Genomic DNA, 22,919 nt, shown 5'->3' on the forward strand with positions numbered 1-22,919 from the left:
TTCGTATTCTTTTATCACATATTTTCTCTTCTCTGTATCTATCTTAAATAAGAAATATTATCCTGAATAAAAGTTCCATTCTTCAACTCATCAAAGGCTTTGATTAGTTCTTCCTTAGAATTCATGACGATAGGACCACCCCAAGCCACTGGTTCGTCCAGACGTATGGAACTTATGAATAAAACCTGGGCTTTTTTATCTGTAGCCATAATCTCAACTTTGTCTCCGGAGGTAAGTTTTACCGCTGTCTTTTCCTTCACCAGTTCACCACTGATATAAGCGTCTCCTAATAAAGTAAATACCATGACAGAGCGCTCGCATTCCGTATTCATCATAACAGCTTCTTCGGGGTTGATTTGTAAATCGTAATAATTTAGTGGAAGATATTTGCTCATATAGCCTTTCCTTCCTTCGAACTCACCCGCTAGAAGTCTTAACTTACCCCAAGGAAAATCTATTTCCTGAATATCTGAGTTTTTGATACTGTGATAAGCTGGAGGAGCCATTTTATCCTTAGCAGGAAGATTCAGCCAGAGTTGTACACCAAGCAGGCGTTCGGCGGCCGGTAATTTTTCTTCATGCATAATACCTGAACCCGCTGTCATCCATTGGACCTCTCCATCACCAATGGTATCCTCATTACCTAAGCTATCCTTATGAGTCATATATCCTCGATATACATAACTGATCGTCTCAATCCCTCTGTGAGGATGCATGGGAAAGCCCGCTATATAATCATCCGGATTTGTACTGTCAAAGGAATCAAGCATTAAAATCGGATCATATACATCAACCGTTTGGTTTCCCAATACTCTGACCAGACTTACTCCGGCTCCGTCCTTTGTTCTATAACCACTTACCTGTTGACTGATTCTTCTTTCCATATGCTTAACCTCCTTAACAAAGAATATATTCCTCTAATAAGTGGATCTTACATCTATATTACAATTACTGTTGTAACCACATCAGCTAAAGAACTGTCCATATCTCGTTCTGCAGATAAATCGAAAACGGGAACCCCTTGTCGGTTAAAATGTACTCTGTGCATTGTTGAGCATCTTGTTCCGAAAGGTACTAATTCCACTTCTCCGTGATACATTATCATTATATTTCCATCATAATCTTTAAAAAACGAGTTATGTCCTGGTCCGTAGACCCCTTCGATCGAGTAATAAGACAATACCGGAGTACTGGCCTTATTCCATGCTTCAGCATCCAGGAAATTGCTACCACGGGGAATACTTAAGAGTCCAACCGTGTAGGTATATCCACAAGCAGCGCCACCGGAGTAAGTTATATACACCATATCATCGGTGATCAATGGGTAGGGGCCTTCATTATTAATCGTTCCCTGAATATTCTCCCATCCATATAAAGGTCTGGTTAGTAATACGGGTTCACTGGTAAGCACTGTCGGATTCTTCTCATCCACAGTGGCGATATAGATCATGGACCCTGTATCATAGGGTGTACCAATTCCATGTCGATAAGACCACAAAACGCATGAGACATCATCCGCCTTAAAATAGGTCATATCCAATGTGATACCCTCCTCTGCCAGATAGGTTCCATCCATTTTCTTAATACGAATCGGTTCCTCCCAGTCAGCAGGGTTAATGATGTTCCCTCCTTTTCTCAGCTTCATGATATGGCACTGAGGTCCCCATACTGCTCCACTCACTGCAAACAGAATATATAGTTCTCCTCCAATTAAATGAAATTCAGGTGCCCAAAACGTCTGTTCAAAGCCTTTATCCTTCTGAAGATCTAGAATAACAACCTCATGAAATCCAGGAGCAAATAAACCATCAATTGTATCTGATTCTCTTACATAAATACCAATATCATTTTTGTTGTCATTCGTAGCAATAAAATAATACTTCCCATTCCATGGTAATATAACAGGATCAGCATATCCTGTGGCTAAGGGGAACTTATATTTTCCCTGAACCACTTTTCCTTTCACTGTATAAGAGCCTGACACGGAAAAATCGATTCCTTCACTATTCCATATCACCCGCTTTGTAGTAGTTGATCCATCGGAATATATTGCGTTGGCATTCACCCCCGATAACTCCTCTCTAGATGTAACAGCTATTTGCTCAGGTACTCGAATTTCCGTATTATAAATTGGCGTCCAGCGTGAACGGAATGCTTCTCCAACAGATGACTCAACTTCAAGAATATTACCCGGAGTAATATCTGGAATCGATACCCTAGGCATCTCAAAAGAATCCGCTTCTATTCGTTCCGCTTCCGATATACTTGCAGGATTTGATAAGCAATCCAGTGTATTCCTGTACCAGAGTCCATCACTACCCTGCCACCTTATAACATATCTGCTTTCCGAATCACAATAATTACAGCTTACATATCTTACATAGATATCTTTTCTTAGATCAATCGGTCCAGCTTCTTGAAAAGTAATCAGATCACTGGAGGTCCATAGAAGAATATGGCCTTTAAACTCTTGGTCATCCTCTCCTTCTTTTGTTACCCGAATTGCAACAATTCCGAAGGAACCATTATGGCAACGGAATATATAGGGTTTCTTCAATCCTTTCTCATGAATGATATTTTGCTCATCTATTGTGGCTTTCGCAAAAAGAATACCATAATTGCGGTTTAATGGTTCAAAGTTTGCTTCTTCTGTATTGCAAAAAGCAAAATGGATACTGTTACTTAAGGATTCCGTATAATCATCCGATGGAATTCTTGTATAAACCAAAATCTTGCTCATCAACTGCTTCTCATTCATATCATTACCCATTCCTTTCAATTGTTTATCTACAATAAAAGTTGTTCGCTTCTCCAAATGCCTCTGCAATAACACCATTCAAAACCATTTTACCGTACTTAAGTAAATATTTCTATATGTTTATTGTTAATATTGTTATTCCTGGTGTATAGCACGAATATCTTATTAAATGCACTTCGGTTATTCTTTCGTCCAATCACTTTCTTCCCGTTCTTTTTATCTAATTATATGCATTCACAATTTTGCATATAAATTCCGCTGCATTCTCAATTAACGTAGCATCTACCAGGTCAATGGTATCTTTCGGACAATGTGTATAGGATAGGCATCCTTCAAATAAATCAGATGCAGAAAGTAAAATACATTTTGCTCCGCTATAAGCAAAAGCGGCATGATCGCCTGCGTACCAAGGCTGACCATTTACTATGTTCGTACAACTTCTCATTGTGTTTTCGAATTCCATCTGCTCATTCTCCGTCAAATTGAAAGATGCAACTGCTACTTTGGATCCTACATGTGCTACTGTGTCGATATTGACCAGAAGTGACACTTCTTTATTACTTTTCTGTATTTCTTCTAAATAGAAAAGTTCTCCCTGTGGGTCATAGTATTCTTCCGAATTAAACGGAACAATATCAATATTATACCTGTCGGTTTCAATTCCCTTTGCTGCATAAAGCATTGTCGCAACTCCAGATGCATTGTCAAGGGCACCATCCGTATTGTACTTGCTGTCCATGTGAGCACAAATCACGATTGTACCTTTAGGATTAGCAACCTTTCTAGATGCAATCAGCTGATATGCTGTAGTAATCTCATTTTTTGAAACTATAGATAGTTCCATCTCTTTATCTAATACTTTACCTTCTATTTCTAAGAAAATCTCTTTATCCAGGCTGGCTACAGGAATATGAAAATTCCCATCTTCAATTAGTGGAAATGGCCTTATACCACTCATACTTGTACCACCTGTTATGGCTATCATTGCACTTGGTTTTTTTGCTTCCAGACACTCAATAATTGCTTTATGATTCTCTGGATAGTAGAACGGGAAATTCTTGGGCTGTAATGGCTCTTGAGCTAATTCCTCTGTCAATAATAATATTTGGTTTTTACATTCCACCTTTTGAAGTTCATTTATATTTCTTGCAATAATTGCTGTTCCTGTTCCATGAAATTCCTCTGAAAAAGGGCTTACCTGTAATGCCAACTTCATTCCATCAATCATTAAATAGGAATCTTTTGATTCCCATACTTTACACTGAAAGGGTATCTTACTCGTCGCATATCCTATGCTTTTCAGGTATGCTTCTATGTACTCTGTAATCTCCTGGTTTTGATTAGTACCTACCGGCCTCGGTTTTGCAATTTTTTCTAATAACTCCATTTTTCGTTTCTCCTTTTCTTAACTGAATTTATTTTGATAATAGAATACTAGCAAATACCTTTCGGCAAATTCTCGACTTTTTTTATCTTTTTGAAGTTACAAAAAATATCTAAGCAAATATATCCTATATATTTCTCTTGGCAATAACTGGGCTGTGCTTTATAATGATACTATAATAATTTGTCATATAAACACAAATAATCATATTTATTGTAATTTATTCACGATAAAAATCTTTCATACATATTAGTTTAATACGAAGCAACGGATAACTATTGATACCATTGAGAACGATTAGACTGCGAGGGGTAGAATGTTAGGAAAAGGGAGAAGACTATTAAAAGTAGCTGTCATCGTTATAATTTTATTTCTTAGTGTACATTTATCACAGAAGATGTATGCAGAGGAAGAAAGTAACTCTATAAAAATACTTGTATTAAACTCATACTCTCAGGACTTTACATGGACGGATGAACAGACAGAAGGTATCAAGGATAAATTAGAGGATTACGATACTAATATTTCTCTTTTCGTAGAATATATGGACTGCAAAAATTATCCTACGAAAGAAAACCTTGATTATCTGTTCGACTATTATAAGTTTAAGTATCAAAATAAGAAAATAGATATCATAATAGCTACAGACGATGCTGCACTTCAATTTGCCTTGGAAAATAGAGCTAAGATTTTTTCAGATGCTCCCATTGTGTTTTGCGGAGTTAATCAGGAAGGTGTGGATACGATTACCAAAGGATATGATAGAGTTACTGGTGTGCTTGAAGTAATCGACCCTACGGAAACATTAAAGATTGCAAAAAATATTAATCCCTCATTAAAGACTATTTATATACTGTATGATAATTCAGATAGTGGTTTATCTACTGGAAATATTGTTGCTAATGCCATAAAAAAGTATGATTCTAATATAGAAATTATTGAGTGGAATAATTTAACGTATGAGGAAGTGATACGTGAGGCCAGCGAATTAAATGATAAAAACAGCATAATTATGATATGTACCTATTTTAGCGATGTAAATAATAAAATCATTAAAATGGATGATATAACCAGAGAGATCTCTGAGATAAGTAAAGTACCGCTATACTACTTATATGATTTCGGATTAAATAACGGAATTATTGGTGGTTCATTACAAAGTGGCAGACTACAGGGAGAAAATGCTGCAGCAATGGCAATTAGCATTATTGAAGGTAAAGATCCAAATAATATGCCTGTTTTCATCGCCGATACTACTCGAACCGTGTTTGATTATAATCAGATATTAAGGTTTGATATCCCTCTTAATGCTTTGCCTAAAAATAGTGAGCTAATTAATAAACCCTTTTCTTTTTATGAGACATATAAACCTTTAGTCTTAGGTGTAACTGCTGCATTTTTTGTCTTGCTTATATTTGCAAGTAGCTTGCTCTTCTATATCTATAAAATACAGAAAATGAAGCAAAAACTATCTGAGAGTCATGAAGAGCTAACGCAGCTTTATAAAGAGCTGTCTGCTTCTGATGAAGCAATGAAGCTTCAGTACGATGAAATAACAAAAATAAATGAGAAAATAAGACTAAGTGAAGAAAAACTGACATACCTCGCTTACCACGATTCCATTACCGGACTACCGAATAAACTCTCTCTGTACGAACACGCTAAGTATATTTTTGAAGCAGAGAACAAAAAAGCAGGTTTATTATTCATTGATATAGATAATTTTAAATATGTCAATGATACCTTAGGACATGCTTTTGGTGATAAATTAATTGTTAATGTAAGTGATCGATTAACAGCTTTACTAAAAGAAAACTGCTCTTTATATCGATTAAGCGGAGACGAATTTATCATTATATTAAATAATATTGATAACAAAAAGCAGGCGGAAGAATATGCTTCCTTTCTGCTTACGAATTTTTTAAAGGATTTTGATAGTTTAGGCAGTAATCTTCATGTTAGCCTAAGTATAGGTATCGCTTTGTACCCGGATCATAGTAATGAATTAGAACAGTTATTAAAGTATGCTGATATCGCTATGTACCATGTTAAGGAAGCCGGAAGAAAAAATTATATGGTATATGATCAAACGATGAACGAAGCATTTACTGAAAGGGTAGCGATAGAGAAACATTTACAGAATGCATTTGATAATAATGAATTTCAAGTTTATTATCAACCACAATTGGATATTAGAACGAATAAAATTAGTGGATTTGAAGCATTACTTCGATGGAATAGTCCTGTTCTAGGCTCTGTATCTCCATTAAAATTCATCAAAGTAGCGGAAGATACACATTTTATAATTCCATTAGGAAAATTAGTCTTGCAAAATGCATGTGATTTTTTAAAACGATTAAAGGAAAACGGGTATTCAGACTTGACCGTATCCGTTAATATATCAATACTTCAGCTTCTACAGGCAGACTTCATTGACTTCGTCAATGAAACCTTGAGTATATATCAAATAGAGCCAGAACTTCTTGAATTAGAAATTACGGAATCAATATTAATAGAATCATTCGAAATTGTTACACCAAGGTTGCAAATTTTACGTGATAACAAGGTCAAAATAGCATTGGATGATTTTGGTAAAGGATATTCCTCATTAAGTTATCTAAAGCAGTTACCGATTACCACATTGAAAGTAGACAAGACCTTTATTGATTATATTGTTGGTCAAAATGAAGATGATTTTGTCGGACATATCATTTCAATCGGAAAAAACATGGGAATGTGTGTTATCGCAGAAGGTGTGGAGCATCAAAATCAACTTGATTATTTAATTCGACATGATTGTGATAAAATTCAGGGATTTTTATTTAGCAGACCGATTCCGGAGAATAAGATATATGAACTGCTTGATAGTCAGGTACCACCATATTGCCAATAAATCTGAATAGATCGAAATGATTAATACAGAGTGTATGAACGAGTACCTCGTAGACTGTCACCCTCAAGTATACAATGAAAAAGAACGAAACTGCCCGATCTAATCTATCGGGCAGTTTCATATTTGCATAGCATAAACGCAACTACGATATTTATTAACTCTATGTCTTAATTTATATGCCTAATAACCAAGTAGCAATTGAGAAATAGATAATAAGAACTACAGCATCAACAATAGTAGTTATCAATGGGCTTGCCATAATTGCAGGATCGATTCTTAGTTTTTTAGCCATAATTGGTAATATCCCACCTACAACTTTTGCAAATAAAACTGTAAAAAACAAGGTGATAGTTACAGTAACAGATATTAACAATTCTGTCTTTTCAAAACAAAATAATCTAATAAAATTAACAGAAGATAAAACTAAGCCAACAAGGAAGCCTACTTTGATCTCCTTCCAAAGAACTTTTAAAACATCCTTTAGATTTATATCCCCTAATGCTAATCCTCTTATTATGAGGGCTGATGATTGAGAGCCCGCATTTCCACCTGTGTCCATGAGCATTGGAATAAATGATGTAAGTACCAAAACCGACTGTAATACATTATCATATTTTCTAATAATTCTTCCAGTAATAGTTGCAGAAATCATTAAGATTAAGAGCCAGATTATCCTATGCTTTGCTAATACCAGTGAACTAGTTTTCAAGTATTCTTTTTCTGAAGGCTGTATTGCAGCCATCTTCTGAAAATCTTCAGTATTTTCCTGATCTATAATATCTATAATGTCATCTATTGTCACTATTCCAACTAATCTGCATTCCTGATCAACTACTGGCATTGACAGGAAGTCATATTTTTTAAATAACGATGCAATTTTTTCCTGATCATCATAAGTGTTTATATATACAACATCTCTTTCCATTATGTCCTTCAATATTATTGAATCTTCACTTAATATTAATTTTCTTATTGATATGACTCCTTCAAGCTTTCTTTTGTTATCAATAACATAACAAGTATTAATTGTTTCCTTGTCTACCCCTGTTTCCTTGATATGCTGTATTGCTTGTCTTACACTCATTTCCTTTTTCAGATCAACAAACTCTATTGTCATTATACTGCCAGCTGAATCTTCAGGATAATTTAAAAATTGATTGATTAGTTTCCTTGTTTCTTCATCAGTGTTTTTAATAACCTTCTTAACTATGTTTGACGGCATTTCTTCTAAAAAGTCAATTGTATCATCAAAAAATAGTTCATCCAGAATATTCTTAATTTCTTTATCTGTAATATACTCAATAATGAATTTTTGCAGTTCATTAGGTATATAAGAAAAAACACCTGATGCAATCTCTTTAGGCAGTATCCTAAATACTATTATAAGTTTCTGATGATCTAACTCTTCAAAAAGTTGTGCAATATCAACTACATTCATGTGTACAATTTTTTCTCTTACATCGGCATATTTACCCTGCTCAATAAGATTAAGAATCAATTCTTTCATTGTATAGTCCTCCTTTAATAATGCCACTCTATCCAATCGGTAGTTATGGCATTTGGTTCATTATTTTTTTTATTTATATATCTTGGTAAAGGTTCAGAATCCATAACTACCACCTCCAATTCTTTTGTAAATCTATGCTTATTAAAATAAGGATATTAGAGAAAAGCATAAAGGCCAAAGGTACTATAAATAATATATACCTTCTATAATCAATATTGAGTTAATTAATATTTGATAGGGGAAATAACACGAATATTACATTTAGAGAAATGCATAAAATGAGAACAAGAAAGTAGTTCTTAACATATCCTTACTAGAGAAGGATATCGTATGCCAGTTCTATATTCACATTATTAAATGCATTATTCTCCATAGTTCATTACTACTATCTGATTCCATTCTTCTTACCTCCGAATATTTATATATTTCCAAAGCAACCTTCCAATATGAACTTGACAAAATCCTTTAAATAACTCATTTATTCAAGTTATGAATTTGAAAGAATTTCAAATTCATTCTACATTGTATACATATAAATGTCAATCAATTTAGTCCTTGTTAGCAGTTATACCTATTGCTTACTTGTTTAATGATATTTTAAAAGGCTCTTCTAGCTATCGTATAGGTTTATATTAATTTATATAGTCGTCTATATCTTGCTAATGATTTTTACTATCATGCTAATTCAGCGTTACATTTAGGCTATATATTCAAACTAACGTAAAACAATTTTTTGTAAATACGGGCGATACTTATCCAAGTCCGCCGAAGAAAAAGGCTTCCCATGTGAAGGATATATGACCCTGGCTTTCGCTTTAATCATTATATCCCATGAATTGCAATAATCATCCAGATTTTCAATCCATATTATATTCCGATTTACACTTGGGAAACCATTCATTGCTGCATCTCCACAGAATAACTCACCATCTTCAGATAAAAGGCCAATGGAATCTGATGTATGACCCGGAAGTGCCAGTATTTTTAAAGGGATATCCTGTTCCATTAACGGTTGAGTGGTACCATCCCAAATAGTTGCCTGCTTAGACACATCTATCGCTGGAAACTCATGCTTCCCTTTGCCAACAAGACGCATACTTTCTACAAAGACTTTTGCCAATACCCCGGAGCAACCTCCTATCCGTTGATTATGACCGCTCAATAGCCTTTCCACGAAATGAGTATGAACAATCAACTGTGCATCCGTTGCATTCATTAATTCTCCGAGAAAACCCGCATGATCATCATGAGCATGAGTTAAAAAGATATAATTTATGTCTGAAATGTCAATTGAATGAGCAGCAAGTCCATTGACAAATCTTCTAAAACCTCCAGGATACCCGGTATCAATAGCAAGCCATCCTTTTGGCGTCAGTAAAAGATAATTATTTGCTATCCTATTTCCAATATTAATCATTTTCAATATTTACACGTCCTTTTCGTTAACAGATGTATGTATGACATGAAGTATTATTTTGCCATACTTTACCATAAGTATACTGTTAGAGAACTTTATTATCATTAACATAGGTTAATAATTATTCTTTTTCTGATCTTTAATTCTGGCTTACATAATGTCACTGTCGCTACAATGTAAACTTATTAAAGCAAGAAACCTGAAGGACATGCACTACTACTTGTCCTCCAGATTTCTGTGTTTTGATAAATACTATTACAGGATGCTACGGATCCAACCAGTCACTCCTTCTGGCAGCCTCTCATCATATGCCCGTCCGTCATCGAATATCAGATTTGAGTGTACTGCATTTACAATACAGTGCTGCCCCATTTCGACACCAAAATTGATTGATGCAACTCCTCCATCTGAATTTCTAACCCACTCTGGGAAATAGCATATACAGTTTTCCATCTTTTGAAGTTCTTCTTCCACACATGAAAGAAATTCATCAAACGGAACAAGTTCATCTCTTCTGCCATGGGTCAGAAGTAACTTGACTTTTTTGGATTTTAATAGATCAATTTCATCTTTATTTGGCGCATAGCTTGCTCCCATAGGTACAAATCCGTCATATTCGTCCGGTGATTTCATAAGAAGTTCCCAAATAAATGATCCTCCTCTGGAATTACCAAAAATGATAGTCTTTGATATATTTTTTATCTCTGACTTTATCTTCCCAATCAAATTCATACATGGTGTAATATAGTCATCACACCATCCACCTTCCATATTACCTTCTGGCATTCTCTTCTCATTTGCGACTGGAATGAGGATGTAAGCACCTCCCCCCATGCTTTCCTGATAAGCTTCGGAAGCATACAACTCGCCACCACAATAGTTTATGCAGAGTTCCCCAACCAGTGAATTACCTGCTCCGTGGAAAAACACCAGCAATGGATACTGTTTTGACGCATCCTTTCCATTCTTCACCGGGTCATACAAATAATAAGTAATATCTCCTACCGTATCACATGGAAAAACATATTTCTCGTATAGAGAAAAATACTTTCCCGGAGTATAAGATGGTGAATTACTTATAAAATCCCCCGGTGCCATTTCATCCTGCCACGGAGCTTTCACATTATCCTCTTTTTTCTCTTCCTGAATCATTGAATCCTTATTTTCTGCCATTCTATCTCCTCCAATCAAGATAAATACTCATTCGATATTATATAAATGATACCATAGAATTCATATCTATGAAAGCATGTGTGTAAGAGTTTGAATAAATATAAACTCAAATATTGGGGAACCGTATTATGAAAGGAGGTAACATTGTGAAAAAAAATATTGTAGGATTATTAATAATTTTACTATGCTTCTTTGCATCATGTAGAACAGAAGAACCAATTCTTCCAGAAGAGCCTGCTCTTCCCCAAGTATCTACTCTTCCTGAAGATATTACAGAAATCCCCCCCCTACAGAAATCGTTACACCAAAGGTATCCGCCGATGAGGAGAAGTTTTTACAGCTATTTGAGGAATGTTATAAAAAATATGAAAAGGAAGGACTCGGTGTGGGTTTTTCCTATGGAGAGCTTCGAGATATTTATTATAAGCACCATGACAATGAAGTGATTAAGAATTTATTTTTCTTTATCAGAGCTTGTAACTATTATTATGTAGCAGATATCTTAGAGGATGAGAGTTCCAGAAAGTCAGGAAAAAAAGAAGCCGCAAAAATAGACCCTAATTATGATGGTCCCTATGCAAAAGAGGTAGTTACCTTTGCAAAAAATCTGCTTGGAGACTCCTATTCTGAGTTATCAAAAATAGCTATTAAAGAAGAGGAGAATTATTGGAACTTAACCATAGAAGAAAAAAAGGATATTGTAGAATATATAGATGATAATTACCTGGATATAAACTATAATGTACTCTGTCAAGAAATTGCTGATAAATACGGGATTTCAGAAGAACATGTTGCTTTAATAGAAATTGATGTTGATGAATTCTATACTCTAGAAGAAGAAAATAAGGATGATTATAAAGATTATTATAAAGATGATAATAAATTAGATGATATAACAGATAATGATTATACTTCACCCTATATTGATTATGACGCCACTTTAGAATATGGTTCCGGTTCTGTTGTAATAGCCAATAGTAAAAATGATTTGGATAATTTCTTAAAATCTGTTGATCAAGGTCATACAGCTGCCATCGAAAATATGGTTAACAAGGGACTGATCGCGTATGTCTCCAGAGGTACTAAAGTAGCGATTATGGAAGAAAAGATTACTGTTACTAAAGTTCTTATACTAGAAGGTCTATATGAGGGCGTGGAAGCCTGGACCATAAGAGAAGCTGTAAAAGAAAAATAAGTATCAATAAATAATAAAAATAATAATTACTTAACGATACGAATGCTCCCTTCAAGGTATACAAGTGAGATAAACACTCGATACATTAAAGGGAGCACATGATATAGGTCACCTCTTAACACAGGGTAAAAATGTGTTATTTGATGAAGGGCTATTATATAAATTATGAGCGCCATAGATCATGGCGCTCACATACATACATTTTAGATTACTTTGTACATAAACAGAACATGCTCTCCGTCACAGAAACCGTTTTTATGATAAAAACCTGGCGCTTGCGAATAACGATTCGTAGTTAAAGTAAATCCAGCTAATCCTCTTTCTTTTATGTAGCCTTCAACTGTATTCAAAAGAGCGGTTCCATATCCATTTCCTTGCTGCTCAGGTGATACAAACATCTCCTCAACAAATATTTCGTTGTTGTTCCACCATGTTTTTTCACGGCAAAGTATCGCACCTTTTACTTCATTATCAATTAGCAAAGTAAAGCCAATAAAGTTTTTAAAATCGATAATTTCTTTGAGATATTCCTTTGCTTTCTCAAAAGACCAAAAGCATTCCCATGTTTCATTATTGTAGACCGACATGAGTATTCTTGCACATGACTCTAAGTCCGATTCCTCAAATTTTCTTATCATATTAACCTCCACTTTTTAGGAGAGCAAGATTTTTGCTCCCTCCCGTTTAAATAAATAACTATTTTTTCATAACACATCTTCATTTCTTTTTAATACTTATAATGCTAACGCACCATAAATATTAATTTAAAATGATAGCCCACCATTCAGAAATCTCATGAACAGCAGGCTTATCATCTTCTTTATTGCTTCTTTATAATCGGTATCCAAAGCTCCGCTTTTTTATTATCATATTTTTCAATGACTGGACGCCCTGGTGCTTGTTCATATCCAGATGTCGGAAACCAGTTCACATATAGATCATTGTAACATTTAACTATTACAGAACGATCTCCATCAAGTGGAATAGTTACAATAACCCATGTTGTTAACGGTACGTCTAATATTATAAACTGTTCACTTACTCCCGTATCCGGCATTTCCCATCCATACATGAAGTATTTGTTCCCTGCTTCGTCCCAGAAATGAATAGCATGAAGTAAGTGTATATTTGAAACATCCCACTCACCTTTTGCTACCATTTCCCGTGCTTTACCTGGAAATCCAGCTGCAATATTCGTTGCATCATGGCTGCCATTTTCAATTACTCTGTCTGCATGTTCGGCAAACTTTTTAGGATCCCAATCGTCTATCGGAACAGCATCCATTCCAAACAATTTAAAGGACGGTGTTTCAACTATTTGATATTGCATCGCTTCACCCCCGTTTAGAATAAATTGAAAAGAGATCGGCGGGTATGCCATGAGTGGAACGCGATTTGCGCGCACTTTTGACGGCGTCACACCATGCATCAACTGAAAAGCGCGAGTGAAAGAGGAATGTGTTTCATAACCATACTTCAATGCGATATCTGTAATCTTCGTATCAGAATTCTGAAGCTCAAAGGCAGCTAATGTTAACCTTCTTCTGCGGATGTATTCAGATAATGGAATACCAATTAGAGAGGAAAACATCCTTTGGAAATGATATGATGAGCATTTCGTTTTTTTAGCCGCTGTATTCAAATCAATATCACCGGCCAGATTTTCTTCGATGTATTCAATCGCACTTTCAAAATCAGATGCAAATGACATATTAGCATCTCCTTTCAACTTGGAGTATAGCAAATAAAGACTTAATTTGCTGTTCATTTCATGCCCCATTTTGTATAATGGATAAAGCTCATGAATGAAATCAATCCCGTCCAAGGTCATAAGAACGCCTCTACATCAGATATAAACCCTAATACCTTCCGCCCCATAATTAAATTCTCTATAATTGCTCTATCCAAAATATTAGCTTATTTAAACTCTTGTTTTACTCCCTAGTTTCTAAAAACATACCTGCATTATACCAAAAATGAGTATTTTTCTTATCCTCCACAATATATATCTCACACTCATTTCCCAATTCTTCTGCTTTTCTATAAAAAAATTCAGCACATGAGAAATCAATCAATCCATCATGTTAACTCTGTATGAGTAGCATAGGAATATTACTACTATCAATAAGCGAACATGGTTCTCCTTGAGTTCTGTCATAATCTTTTTCAAACCATATATTGTCTTAGAATTTCACCAACATATATATCTGCTTCATATGGATAAGAATAATTACAATAATTGGCTACTATATTCGCAGTTTCACTAAATAACTCATAAGTCGATATTAACGCAGAAATCATATCCTCATTGTCATAATGAGAAAAGCATAAATTTGCCCTGTTCAATTGAATTTTTCATTTAGTTCACTTTAGTGAAAGAAAATGAAGCTATAATAATACAACTAAAATTCATTAATTTTTGATGACATCGCTGCTTCGAGAAAAGTCTTTGGAGCTTTAGCAAACCGCAATTTTTCATAATCTTTTTGTAGCATATATTTCTTTAGAATAGGCATACATTCAGCAAAATCATTTTGTCTATATCCTATGATTGGGTCAGTTAAAATTTCAAAACCAAAATCGGAATATAATTTTATTGCACGAAAGCTGGATGGCTGTGTATGGAGGTAAACGGGATAATCCATCTCTTTAATATCATTCATAACAAAAGAAAGTAATGCTCTCCCAATACCTAATCCCTCAAGGCTTTTAACAACTTTAAACCAGTGTATGGTAGTTATTTTATCATAAGCTTTCCATGCAAAACATGTTCCGATAGGAGTATCATTTTTATCACAAACGTATAAACACTTATCAAAAAACAAGCTTTCCTTATCTTTATAGACATCCTCGAAATATTTAGTCATAAAGTATTCATATTCTTTTGCGGTTTCCCTGTCATCAAAGGGCATCCCTTTCCAAATACCTAATTCCTTTCTTCTACATGCTCTAATATGATACTCATCAGTTAATTTTGATAGGGCACTGGTATTAATTTTTTTGCACATCATAAATAAATTTTTATCCGGAATTTCATTTTCCATAGCCTTCACCTTAATTAGAATTTATTATTATAAGTTTCACTATTTGTAACAAACACGAATCACTTTCTTAAATACATACTACTTGCGTGTTACTGATGCTAGCTATTACTGTTTGCATAGAATAGAAAACTACAGTTAAGAAGATACCTCCGGCCAATGAGTTTCCATCTATATATGAGCCCGGTAGTAATAATATATAATTAATTATAACTGGTAGAAACAATGCTACTACTGAAACAAAAATTATTCTCCATACAGATTTTATACTCTTTATATACCGCTCGCTCCCTCAGAATTTATACTAATCCATTTTACAGCATCTACCAATTATTTTCAATCATATCTATAAAAAGGCTTCAATCCAATCATTATTAAATACAGAAAGTCTTGAAGCCCATGATTTCAAGCCATGTAAGGCATATTTATTTATCTTTTCGTGTTAGAGTAGAACAGTGGGGTTACCACCGTCCCCTCATCTAACCGTACGTGCGGTTTTCCCGCATACGGCTTTCCGATATTCTTCTTCCTTCAGCATTCAGCCGCACATACTTGCTAGTCCTGCCTGTTTTGTCAATTCTCTGACATTTGCTGCATTTCCTAGCCTATAATTGCGTTGTTTCTTCCGATTGTACCACCGAGTAAACTTGAAACTGATATACTTATCTATCTTCCATAACCATGGTCTGGTAAATCTTCTGGTATAATAGTGTCTCATACCAATAATTTTAGGATTGAGTAGCTTCACCATCTCTTCCATACTTAACAGCAGCTTGCTTGGACTGGCAAACACCTCTTTTATGTTAGCCCTCATTTTCTTCATAGCCTTCTTAGACGGTATCTGTTGTAGCGTCCAATACAACTGCCAGTTTTTATTTCTAAAACGCTGAAATCTATTATTGAAGCCAAGAAAATCAAAACTGTCCTTTCCGAAATACATATCAACTAGCCTTGTCTTCTCACTATGTAGTGTTAATTCCAGCTTTTCCATTATCCACTTCACAGCGCGAAAGGTTTCTTCTGCATGAGATAACCTCTTGCACAATATCACAAAATCATCTGCATAACGCACTAATTCCCCCAGATGTCCAAAGGCTTTATTCCTATACACATCAAAATAATTCAGATATATGTTGGATAACAGTGGAGAAATAACTCCTCCCTGCGGTGCTCCCAGTGTACTTTCACTGTACCTACCGTTTTCCAATACTCCCGCTTTTAAGCAGCCTTTTATCAGCTTTAACACTCTACGGTCAGTTATTCTTTGTCTGACCAACAAAAGTAGCTTATCATGATTGATGCTACCAAAATAATCTTTTATGTCAGCATCTATTACCCATAGTGCACCACCTTTGTCGGAAACTTCAAATATCTTGTCCATTGCTTGTTTAGCACTTCGTTTCGGTCTAAATCCATACGAACAGGGTTGAAAATCTGCTTCAAACACCGGCTCTATCACTATCTTTGCCGCCATCTGTACTATTCTGTCCTTAATCGTAGGTATCCCCAATGCTCTTTTCTACCATCCGGTTTTGGAATAATAACTTCGTTAGATAGGCTTACACCGGTACTTCCCAGTCCTCAATTCTTCCGCTATTTCGCCCAGCAGTTTTTCTTCGCCGTACGTTTTCACATCATCAATGCTGACTTTGTCAATACCGCCTGTTCCACCATTCTGTTTACCCGTTTCCATGCTTCTTTTAAGATATCATTACGGTATATCTTGTCATACAACGCATAGAACCTTCTCTTTCGGTCAGCTTTGGCTGTAAGGTATAGTCCGTTTTGAAAGTCTCGTACTTTTTCATGGGTTTTATAGCTTTATTGGTAATCACCGGTACCTATCTCCTTTACAGACTTGAATAAAGTTGTGCCCCTTCCCTATGCACAGTTTTGTTGTCAGTACAATCCTTGGTACTATGAGCACTTCTGACCGCCTCTTTGCAGAAAGCAACTTCGCTTTTGCTAATATGCTTCCTCTTTACAATTTCCTGTGCAAAGTAGGCTCTCTCCAGTTCCAGCAAATACTTTCCTGACGTGTCGTTACCTCTACACCGCAGGGTTCTTAGGTATTGCATTTAGGGTTCTTCATACCGTCTGCTGTCTTCGCTGTTGATGTCGCAGCTCGACTCCCTGTTGTTCCCTTTCGGGAATGTAAATAACGGTTCGGCAGTATTCACTTTATGTTACAACCTGCCAGTTTGCCTGCTCCATTCGGAACATTCCATAACGCTTCAACGCATAGATTACTCCATACGCTGGTTACTGACTAAGTGGCTGCCCTACCTTTACCACTGCAGGACTTTCACCTGCTAGCATTTGCCAGCTTAGCTGGACGCACACATCAAAACCACTGTCTCCACATGGATCGAGTTGATGGAATTGATGTCTGTGGGGCATTTTTTATAGCATCTGTACGTGGGAACATGTCAATGGTTTTTCGGTCATTTTTGAGAAAGCACTGTTCGTGGGAACATATCAATAATTAAAATGTGAATCAGATAAAATATCTAAATCACAAATCCACCATTAGGGCTAATTATTTGTCCCGTAATAAAATCTGCCTTGCTTGATGCAAGAAACAAAACCACTTCGGCTATATCTCTAGGTGTACCTAATATCCCTAATGGTGTGTCGCTTTTTAATTTTTCTATTATCGATGTGTTTAAATGTGTAATCATATCCGTTTTAATAATACCTGGAGCAACACAATTTACCTGAATATTTGAGGGACCCACTTCTTTTGCTAATGCTTTGGTAAATTCGATAACAGCGGCCTTGGACGCAGAATAGTGTACTTCACACGAGGAACCTGTTAATCCCCATATTGACGAAATATTTATTATTTTTCCCCGCTTATTATTTATCATCTTTGGTAATACAGCTTGGCAGCAATTAAACATCCCTTTAATATTAACATTAAACATCCAATCCCAATCATCCTCAGATATATCAGTAAATAGTTTTTGTTGTGCAACTCCGGCATTATTTACTAGAACATCAATATCGCCGAAACGATTATATATTATATTCATCATACTATCGACCTGAATTCTGTTACTTACATCCCCCTGTACTTTAATAACACTATATCCTTCATCACGCAGATGAAGATACAATTTTTCTGCCTCTTCTTCACTTTTGAAATAATTAATTGCAACATTATAATCATTAGCGGCAAAGAGCTTTGCTATTTCCCTTCCAATTCCTCTTGAAGCTCCTGTAATTAAAACAGTTTTATTCATAGATAATCCTTTTCCCCTCCCGTACTATAACACTGCAAATTATGCTCTGTTTTACCATTAGGCATATCTTATCCAAAGATACTAAACTATCAAGTGCCATTGACTATAATACAATTATAGCATATAATTATAGAAAAAAACTATGGCAAGGTGATGCTATGACACTCCAACAACTAAAATATATTATTAAAATCGTCGAATGTGGTTCAATTACCGAAGCCGCCAAACAACTATTTATTACACAGCCTAGTCTTTCAGCGGCTGTTAAAGATCTTGAAAAAGAACTTGGGATAGAAATATTTTACCGCACAGCAAAAGGGATTTCTTTGTCAGATGATGGCGCTGAATTTCTCTCTTATGCACGACAGATCATAGAACAAACGGAACTTATGGAACAGCGATATATGGGAAAGAAACCTTCGAAAAAACTTTGCTCAATATCTACCCAACATTATGCTTTTGCTGTCAACGCATTTGTTGAATTGCTTTTGGATTTGGATATTGATGAATATGAATTTACCCTTCGTGAGACAAGAACGTACGAAATTATTGAAGATGTGAAAAATCTACGAAGTGAGCTCGGAATTATATATTTAAGTAATTTTAATGAGAAAGTCCTTAATAAAATACTAAAGGAGAACCATTTGGTATTTAATCTTCTTTTTGAAGCTGATCCTCACGTTTTTATCAGCTCGAAGCATCCTCTCGCCAAGAATGAAACAGTTACTCTGGAAGACTTAAATAATTACCCGTTTCTTGCTTTCGAACAAGGAACCTATAATTCTTTTTATTTTTCAGAAGAACTCCTTAGTACTATTCCCAGAAAGAAAACAATTTATGTCAGCGACCGTGCCACTCTTTTCAACTTACTGATAGGGTTAAACGGATACACCATCTGCTCAGGTGTTTTGAGCAGGGATCTCAACGGGAATAATATTATTTCCGTGCCACTTATAACAGATGAACGAATGCGTATTGGCTGGATTGCAAACGAAAAGACTCATCTCAGTCCATTGGCCATTGAGTATATTTCAAAATTAAAAAAGTGGATTTGCGAATATGGATATAGTATAGAGTCAATATAAATGCCTCTGCTTCCAATTAAGCAGAGGCATCATTCATGCAACAAGCAACGTATTTATTGCTTCATATATTCTATGAGCAATGTATGGATTGTTCATTGTGTATAGGTGTATTCCATCGACTCCCTGTGCTATCAAATCAATTATCTGGTCAACAGCATAGGCAATTCCAGCATCTCTTAAGGCTTCCGGATTGTTCTCATATCTATTCATAATAGCGAGGAATTTTTTAGGGAGGTTTACTCTGCAAAGGGCAACTATTCTTTCAATCTGCTTCTTGTTCACAACAGGCATAATACCCGCCTCAATAGGAATGTTGATACCTGCAATAGCAGCCCGTTCCATGAATGAATAGAAATAATTATTATCAAAGAACAACTGTGTTATCAGTTGATTTGCGCCTGCATCCACTTTGCGTTTTAGATTGCGGATATCATCAATTATTGAAGGACTTTCAAAATGGCCTTCCGGATAACAAGCTGCTATTATATTAAAATCTCCATGTTCTTTTATAAATGAAATCAAGTCGCTAGCAAATTTAAAATCATTCTTCGGACTAAAACTAGGATTAACATCCCCTCTCAGTGCGAGAATATTTTCAATTCCAGCAGTTCTTAAGTCTTCCAGCATTTTTAGCACTTCACCTTTTGTATGGTTTATGGAAGGAAGATGGGCAACACTTTCGATACCATAATTATTTTTAATGGCAGAGGCTATTTTAAATGTATCGGTGTTGCTCTCGCTTCCTCCTGCACTATATGTCACGCTAATAAAATCTGGGTTAAGGCCTTTCAACTTTTCAATCGTATCATAAATTATACTGACAGAGTCTATTCTTCTAGGAGGAAATACTTCAAATGAAAAAACCTTTTTCATTTGAAATAATTCACATATTTTCATACTGACAAACTCCTTCTAATTTCTTTTGCTGCAATAACCAAATTTTCAAGACTGGCAACAGTTTCTGTTTTTCCCCTTGTTTTAAGCCCGCAGTCAGGATTAACCCACAGCTTCTCCTTAGGTATTTTTTCAAGCATTTTAATCAGTGCTTTCTTAATTTCCTGAATGCCAGGAATTCTTGGTGAATGGATATCATAAACACCAGGTCCTACTTGCGTCTTAAATCCACATTCACTTAGTGTGTCAACGATACTCAAATCTGAACGTGCTGCTTCAAAAGTAATTACATCTGCGTCCATATTCTCGATATCCTTTATAATATCCGCGAATTCACTGTAACACATATGAGTGTGTATTTGTGTTTCAGGTTTTACGCCGCTATGAACAAGCCTGAAAGCAGGGATTGCCCAATCAAGATATTCGCTGTGCCAATCGCTTTTTCTCAGAGGCAGTTTTTCCCTAAGAGCAGCTTCGTCAATTTGAATAATTTTTATCCCGTTTGCTTCAAGCTCAAGAACTTCATCCTTAATAGCAAGAGCAATCTGGAATGCACAATCCTTCAATGAAATGTCTTCCCGGGGAAAGGACCAGTTTAAAATTGTTACCGGACCGGTTAGCATCCCTTTTACGCATTTTGATGTAAGTGACTGTGCATACAAAGAATAATCAACAGTTATTGGTTTTGAGCGGGAAATATCGCCCCATATTATGGGAGGTTTCACACATCTTGTACCATAAGACTGTACCCACCCCTTTTCCGTGATCAAAAACCCATCAAGGTTTTCACCAAAATACTCAACCATGTCGTTTCGTTCAAATTCCCCATGAACCAGCACGTCAAGACCTATTTTTTCTTGCAAGGCAATCCATTCAGCAATTTTTCCTTTGATAAACGTTACATATTGTTCAAATGTAATCTTCCCTTTTTTATAATTGGAACGGTTCTCTTTCACTTCTGCTGTCTGTGGAAGCGAACCAATTGTAGTTGTGGGAAGTAGTGGTAAATTGAATACTGCTTTTTGGATTTTTTCGCGTTCTCCAGAATCAGGATACCGGATAAAATCATCTTTTGATAGCCCGGAAACAGCTGACTGAACAGCTGTATTTTCACAATTCCTTGGTAAATTAAAAAGCTTTTGATTATCAACATATTCCTCCGTTGAAGCAGGATCGCTGCATGATAGTATTTTTTTCAGTTCTGACAATTCCGTTAACTTTTCCTCAACAAAAGCAAGATGTTTTTTATACTCCTGAAAAAGGCTGCTCTCATTTTTTAGAGTATATGGGACATGAATAAGAGAACAAGATGTACTTAATACAATCTCATTGCAGTATTCACCCAATTCTCTGATCAAATTCACAGTATTAGAATAGTTGTTTCTCCAAATGTTCTTTCCATTGACAACGCCTGCAAAAAGCGTTTTATTCTCCGAAAATCCGAAACTCTTCACAAGTTCCAATGTCTTTTTTCCTTCGACAAAATCAAGACCGATTCCGTCAAACGGCATAGTAACAACTTTATTATAACAATCTCTTATATCACCAAAATAAGTTTGCAAAAGCACCTTCGTATTTTTCTTTTCTGAAAGAATTCTCTCGTAAATTTTGCTAAAAAGAACTATATCCTCTTCAGATAAATCCATACAAAGAGCTGGCTCGTCAAACTGAACCCACCCGGCACCCAAAACACTAAATTTATTCAGAATATCTGAATATGCACGAGCAATATCAGCTATAGAATCCTCAACCGTTCTTTTACCTGTAAATTTAACAAGCTTTAAAAAGGTGAAAGCTCCAATAATAGCACTCTTTGTTTCAATTCCGCAATTTTTTGCTTCCACATACTCATCAAATGGCTTTGACCCTACAAGTAAAACTTCGGTATCGTCATCAATTTCAGGCACTATATAATGGTAATTTGTATTAAACCATTTTTTCATGGGCAAAGCCTTTACATCACCCTTATCTCCCTGATAGCCTCTCGCCATAGCAAAATACTCGTCTAAGGCATCCAATTTGAGTTGTCTGTATCGATTTGGGACGATATTCAATAAAACAGCAGTATCCAATAGATTATCATAAAATGAGAAATCATTTGAAGTTATAAAATCAATTCCGTTGTTTTTTTGAACTTTCCAATTTTCTTCTCTCAACTTAGAGGCTATAGCCTGCAGTTCTTCTTTCGTCAGTTCTTTTTTTAAATATTTCTCTACCGCAAATTTTAACTCTCTTAAAGTTCCAATTCTTGGGTAACCTATAACAGATGTTTTCATAACTCTCTTCCTTTCATCTTAGTCTACTTAAAAAATACTATCACAAAAATC

19 protein-coding genes are annotated in these 22,919 nt (G+C 35.5%); 4 read left to right on the forward strand and 15 right to left on the reverse strand.

The genetic code is table 11. The annotated features are described in order from the left end of the window. Nucleotides 1–38: 38 nt before the first annotated feature. From H0486_RS10545 to H0486_RS10555, 3 genes are all read right to left on the reverse strand, one after another. Entirely contained in the window at nt 39–884 is an 846-nt protein-coding gene (locus tag H0486_RS10545; protein ID WP_228352968.1) for a pirin family protein, read from the reverse strand. Nucleotides 885–937: 53 nt separating this feature from the next. Continuing rightward, complete coding sequence (locus tag H0486_RS10550) at nt 938–2,815, reverse strand: family 43 glycosylhydrolase (protein WP_228352969.1); 1,878 nt, start codon at nt 2,813–2,815, stop codon at nt 938–940. 163 nt (nt 2,816–2,978) lie between these two features. Beyond that, a complete protein-coding gene (locus H0486_RS10555) occupies nt 2,979–4,145 on the reverse strand; it encodes a M28 family peptidase (protein WP_228352970.1) in 1,167 nt (388 codons plus the stop codon). Nucleotides 4,146–4,458: 313 nt separating this feature from the next. Between H0486_RS10555 and H0486_RS10560 the strand changes: the two genes are divergently transcribed. Then, nucleotides 4,459–7,035, forward strand: a complete 2,577-nt coding sequence (locus H0486_RS10560; protein WP_228352971.1) for an ABC transporter substrate binding protein — start codon at nt 4,459–4,461, stop codon at nt 7,033–7,035. A 172-nt stretch (nt 7,036–7,207) separates the two neighbouring features. On the opposite strand, the gene mgtE is transcribed toward H0486_RS10560, so the two are convergent. From mgtE to H0486_RS10575, 3 genes are all read right to left on the reverse strand, one after another. Next, nucleotides 7,208–8,542: a magnesium transporter gene (gene mgtE / locus H0486_RS10565; RefSeq protein ID WP_228352972.1), complete on the reverse strand. Its 1,335-nt coding sequence runs from the start codon at nt 8,540–8,542 to the stop codon at nt 7,208–7,210. 715 nt (nt 8,543–9,257) lie between these two features. Next, nucleotides 9,258–9,959 carry an MBL fold metallo-hydrolase gene (locus H0486_RS10570; protein WP_228354416.1) on the reverse strand — a complete coding sequence of 234 codons (702 nt, stop codon included), beginning with the start codon at nt 9,957–9,959 and terminating at the stop codon, nt 9,258–9,260. Nucleotides 9,960–10,214: 255 nt separating this feature from the next. Then, complete coding sequence (locus H0486_RS10575; RefSeq protein ID WP_228352973.1) at nt 10,215–11,132, reverse strand: hypothetical protein; 918 nt, start codon at nt 11,130–11,132, stop codon at nt 10,215–10,217. Between the two features lie 146 nt (nt 11,133–11,278). On the opposite strand from H0486_RS10575, the gene H0486_RS10580 reads away from it, so the two are divergent. Both H0486_RS10580 and H0486_RS10585 read left to right on the forward strand, forming a co-directional pair. Next, a complete protein-coding gene (locus H0486_RS10580) occupies nt 11,279–11,578 on the forward strand; it encodes a hypothetical protein (protein ID WP_228352974.1) in 300 nt (99 codons plus the stop codon). Continuing rightward, complete coding sequence (locus tag H0486_RS10585; RefSeq protein WP_228352975.1) at nt 11,518–12,327, forward strand: hypothetical protein; 810 nt, start codon at nt 11,518–11,520, stop codon at nt 12,325–12,327. The genes H0486_RS10580 and H0486_RS10585 overlap by 61 nt, the downstream gene beginning before the upstream one ends. Before the next feature lie 203 nt (nt 12,328–12,530). On the opposite strand, the gene H0486_RS10590 is transcribed toward H0486_RS10585, so the two are convergent. The 7 genes from H0486_RS10590 to ymfI all read right to left on the reverse strand — a co-directional run bounded on the left by H0486_RS10590 (nt 12,531) and on the right by ymfI (nt 18,613). Next, nucleotides 12,531–12,965, reverse strand: a complete 435-nt coding sequence (locus H0486_RS10590) for a GNAT family N-acetyltransferase (RefSeq protein ID WP_228352976.1) — start codon at nt 12,963–12,965, stop codon at nt 12,531–12,533. Nucleotides 12,966–13,147: 182 nt separating this feature from the next. Then, nucleotides 13,148–14,038, reverse strand: a complete 891-nt coding sequence (locus H0486_RS10595) for a helix-turn-helix domain-containing protein (RefSeq protein WP_228352977.1) — start codon at nt 14,036–14,038, stop codon at nt 13,148–13,150. 455 nt (nt 14,039–14,493) lie between these two features. Continuing rightward, nucleotides 14,494–14,673 carry an aminoglycoside 6-adenylyltransferase gene (locus tag H0486_RS18770; protein WP_408647599.1) on the reverse strand — a complete coding sequence of 60 codons (180 nt, stop codon included), beginning with the start codon at nt 14,671–14,673 and terminating at the stop codon, nt 14,494–14,496. Between the two features lie 56 nt (nt 14,674–14,729). Further along, complete coding sequence (locus H0486_RS10600) at nt 14,730–15,371, reverse strand: GNAT family N-acetyltransferase (protein WP_228352978.1); 642 nt, start codon at nt 15,369–15,371, stop codon at nt 14,730–14,732. A 535-nt stretch (nt 15,372–15,906) separates the two neighbouring features. After that, nucleotides 15,907–16,842 carry a group II intron reverse transcriptase/maturase gene (locus H0486_RS10605; RefSeq protein WP_267023714.1) on the reverse strand — a complete coding sequence of 312 codons (936 nt, stop codon included), beginning with the start codon at nt 16,840–16,842 and terminating at the stop codon, nt 15,907–15,909. A 226-nt stretch (nt 16,843–17,068) separates the two neighbouring features. Continuing rightward, nucleotides 17,069–17,203 (reverse strand): hypothetical protein, encoded by a 135-nt coding sequence (locus tag H0486_RS18335; protein ID WP_267023715.1) that lies wholly within the window; start codon nt 17,201–17,203, stop codon nt 17,069–17,071. A 675-nt stretch (nt 17,204–17,878) separates the two neighbouring features. After that, nucleotides 17,879–18,613 (reverse strand): elongation factor P 5-aminopentanone reductase, encoded by a 735-nt coding sequence (gene ymfI / locus H0486_RS10610; RefSeq protein ID WP_105367868.1) that lies wholly within the window; start codon nt 18,611–18,613, stop codon nt 17,879–17,881. Nucleotides 18,614–18,771: 158 nt separating this feature from the next. On the opposite strand from ymfI, the gene H0486_RS10615 reads away from it, so the two are divergent. After that, the gene (locus tag H0486_RS10615) at nt 18,772–19,698 is read left to right on the forward strand and encodes a LysR family transcriptional regulator (RefSeq protein ID WP_023062511.1); all 927 of its coding nucleotides are present in this window, start codon (nt 18,772–18,774) and stop codon (nt 19,696–19,698) included. Between the two features lie 33 nt (nt 19,699–19,731). On the opposite strand, the gene metF is transcribed toward H0486_RS10615, so the two are convergent. Both metF and metE read right to left on the reverse strand, forming a co-directional pair. Next, nucleotides 19,732–20,595 (reverse strand): methylenetetrahydrofolate reductase [NAD(P)H], encoded by an 864-nt coding sequence (gene metF / locus H0486_RS10620; RefSeq protein ID WP_105367867.1) that lies wholly within the window; start codon nt 20,593–20,595, stop codon nt 19,732–19,734. Further along, nucleotides 20,592–22,868 (reverse strand): 5-methyltetrahydropteroyltriglutamate--homocysteine S-methyltransferase, encoded by a 2,277-nt coding sequence (gene metE, locus H0486_RS10625; RefSeq protein WP_228352980.1) that lies wholly within the window; start codon nt 22,866–22,868, stop codon nt 20,592–20,594. Before metE ends, metF begins: the two co-directional genes overlap by 4 nt. Between the last annotated feature and the right edge of the window lie 51 nt (nt 22,869–22,919).

This window comes from Variimorphobacter saccharofermentans (assembly GCF_014174405.1).
In the GTDB taxonomy this organism is placed as follows: domain Bacteria; phylum Bacillota; class Clostridia; order Lachnospirales; family Lachnospiraceae; genus Mobilitalea; species Mobilitalea saccharofermentans.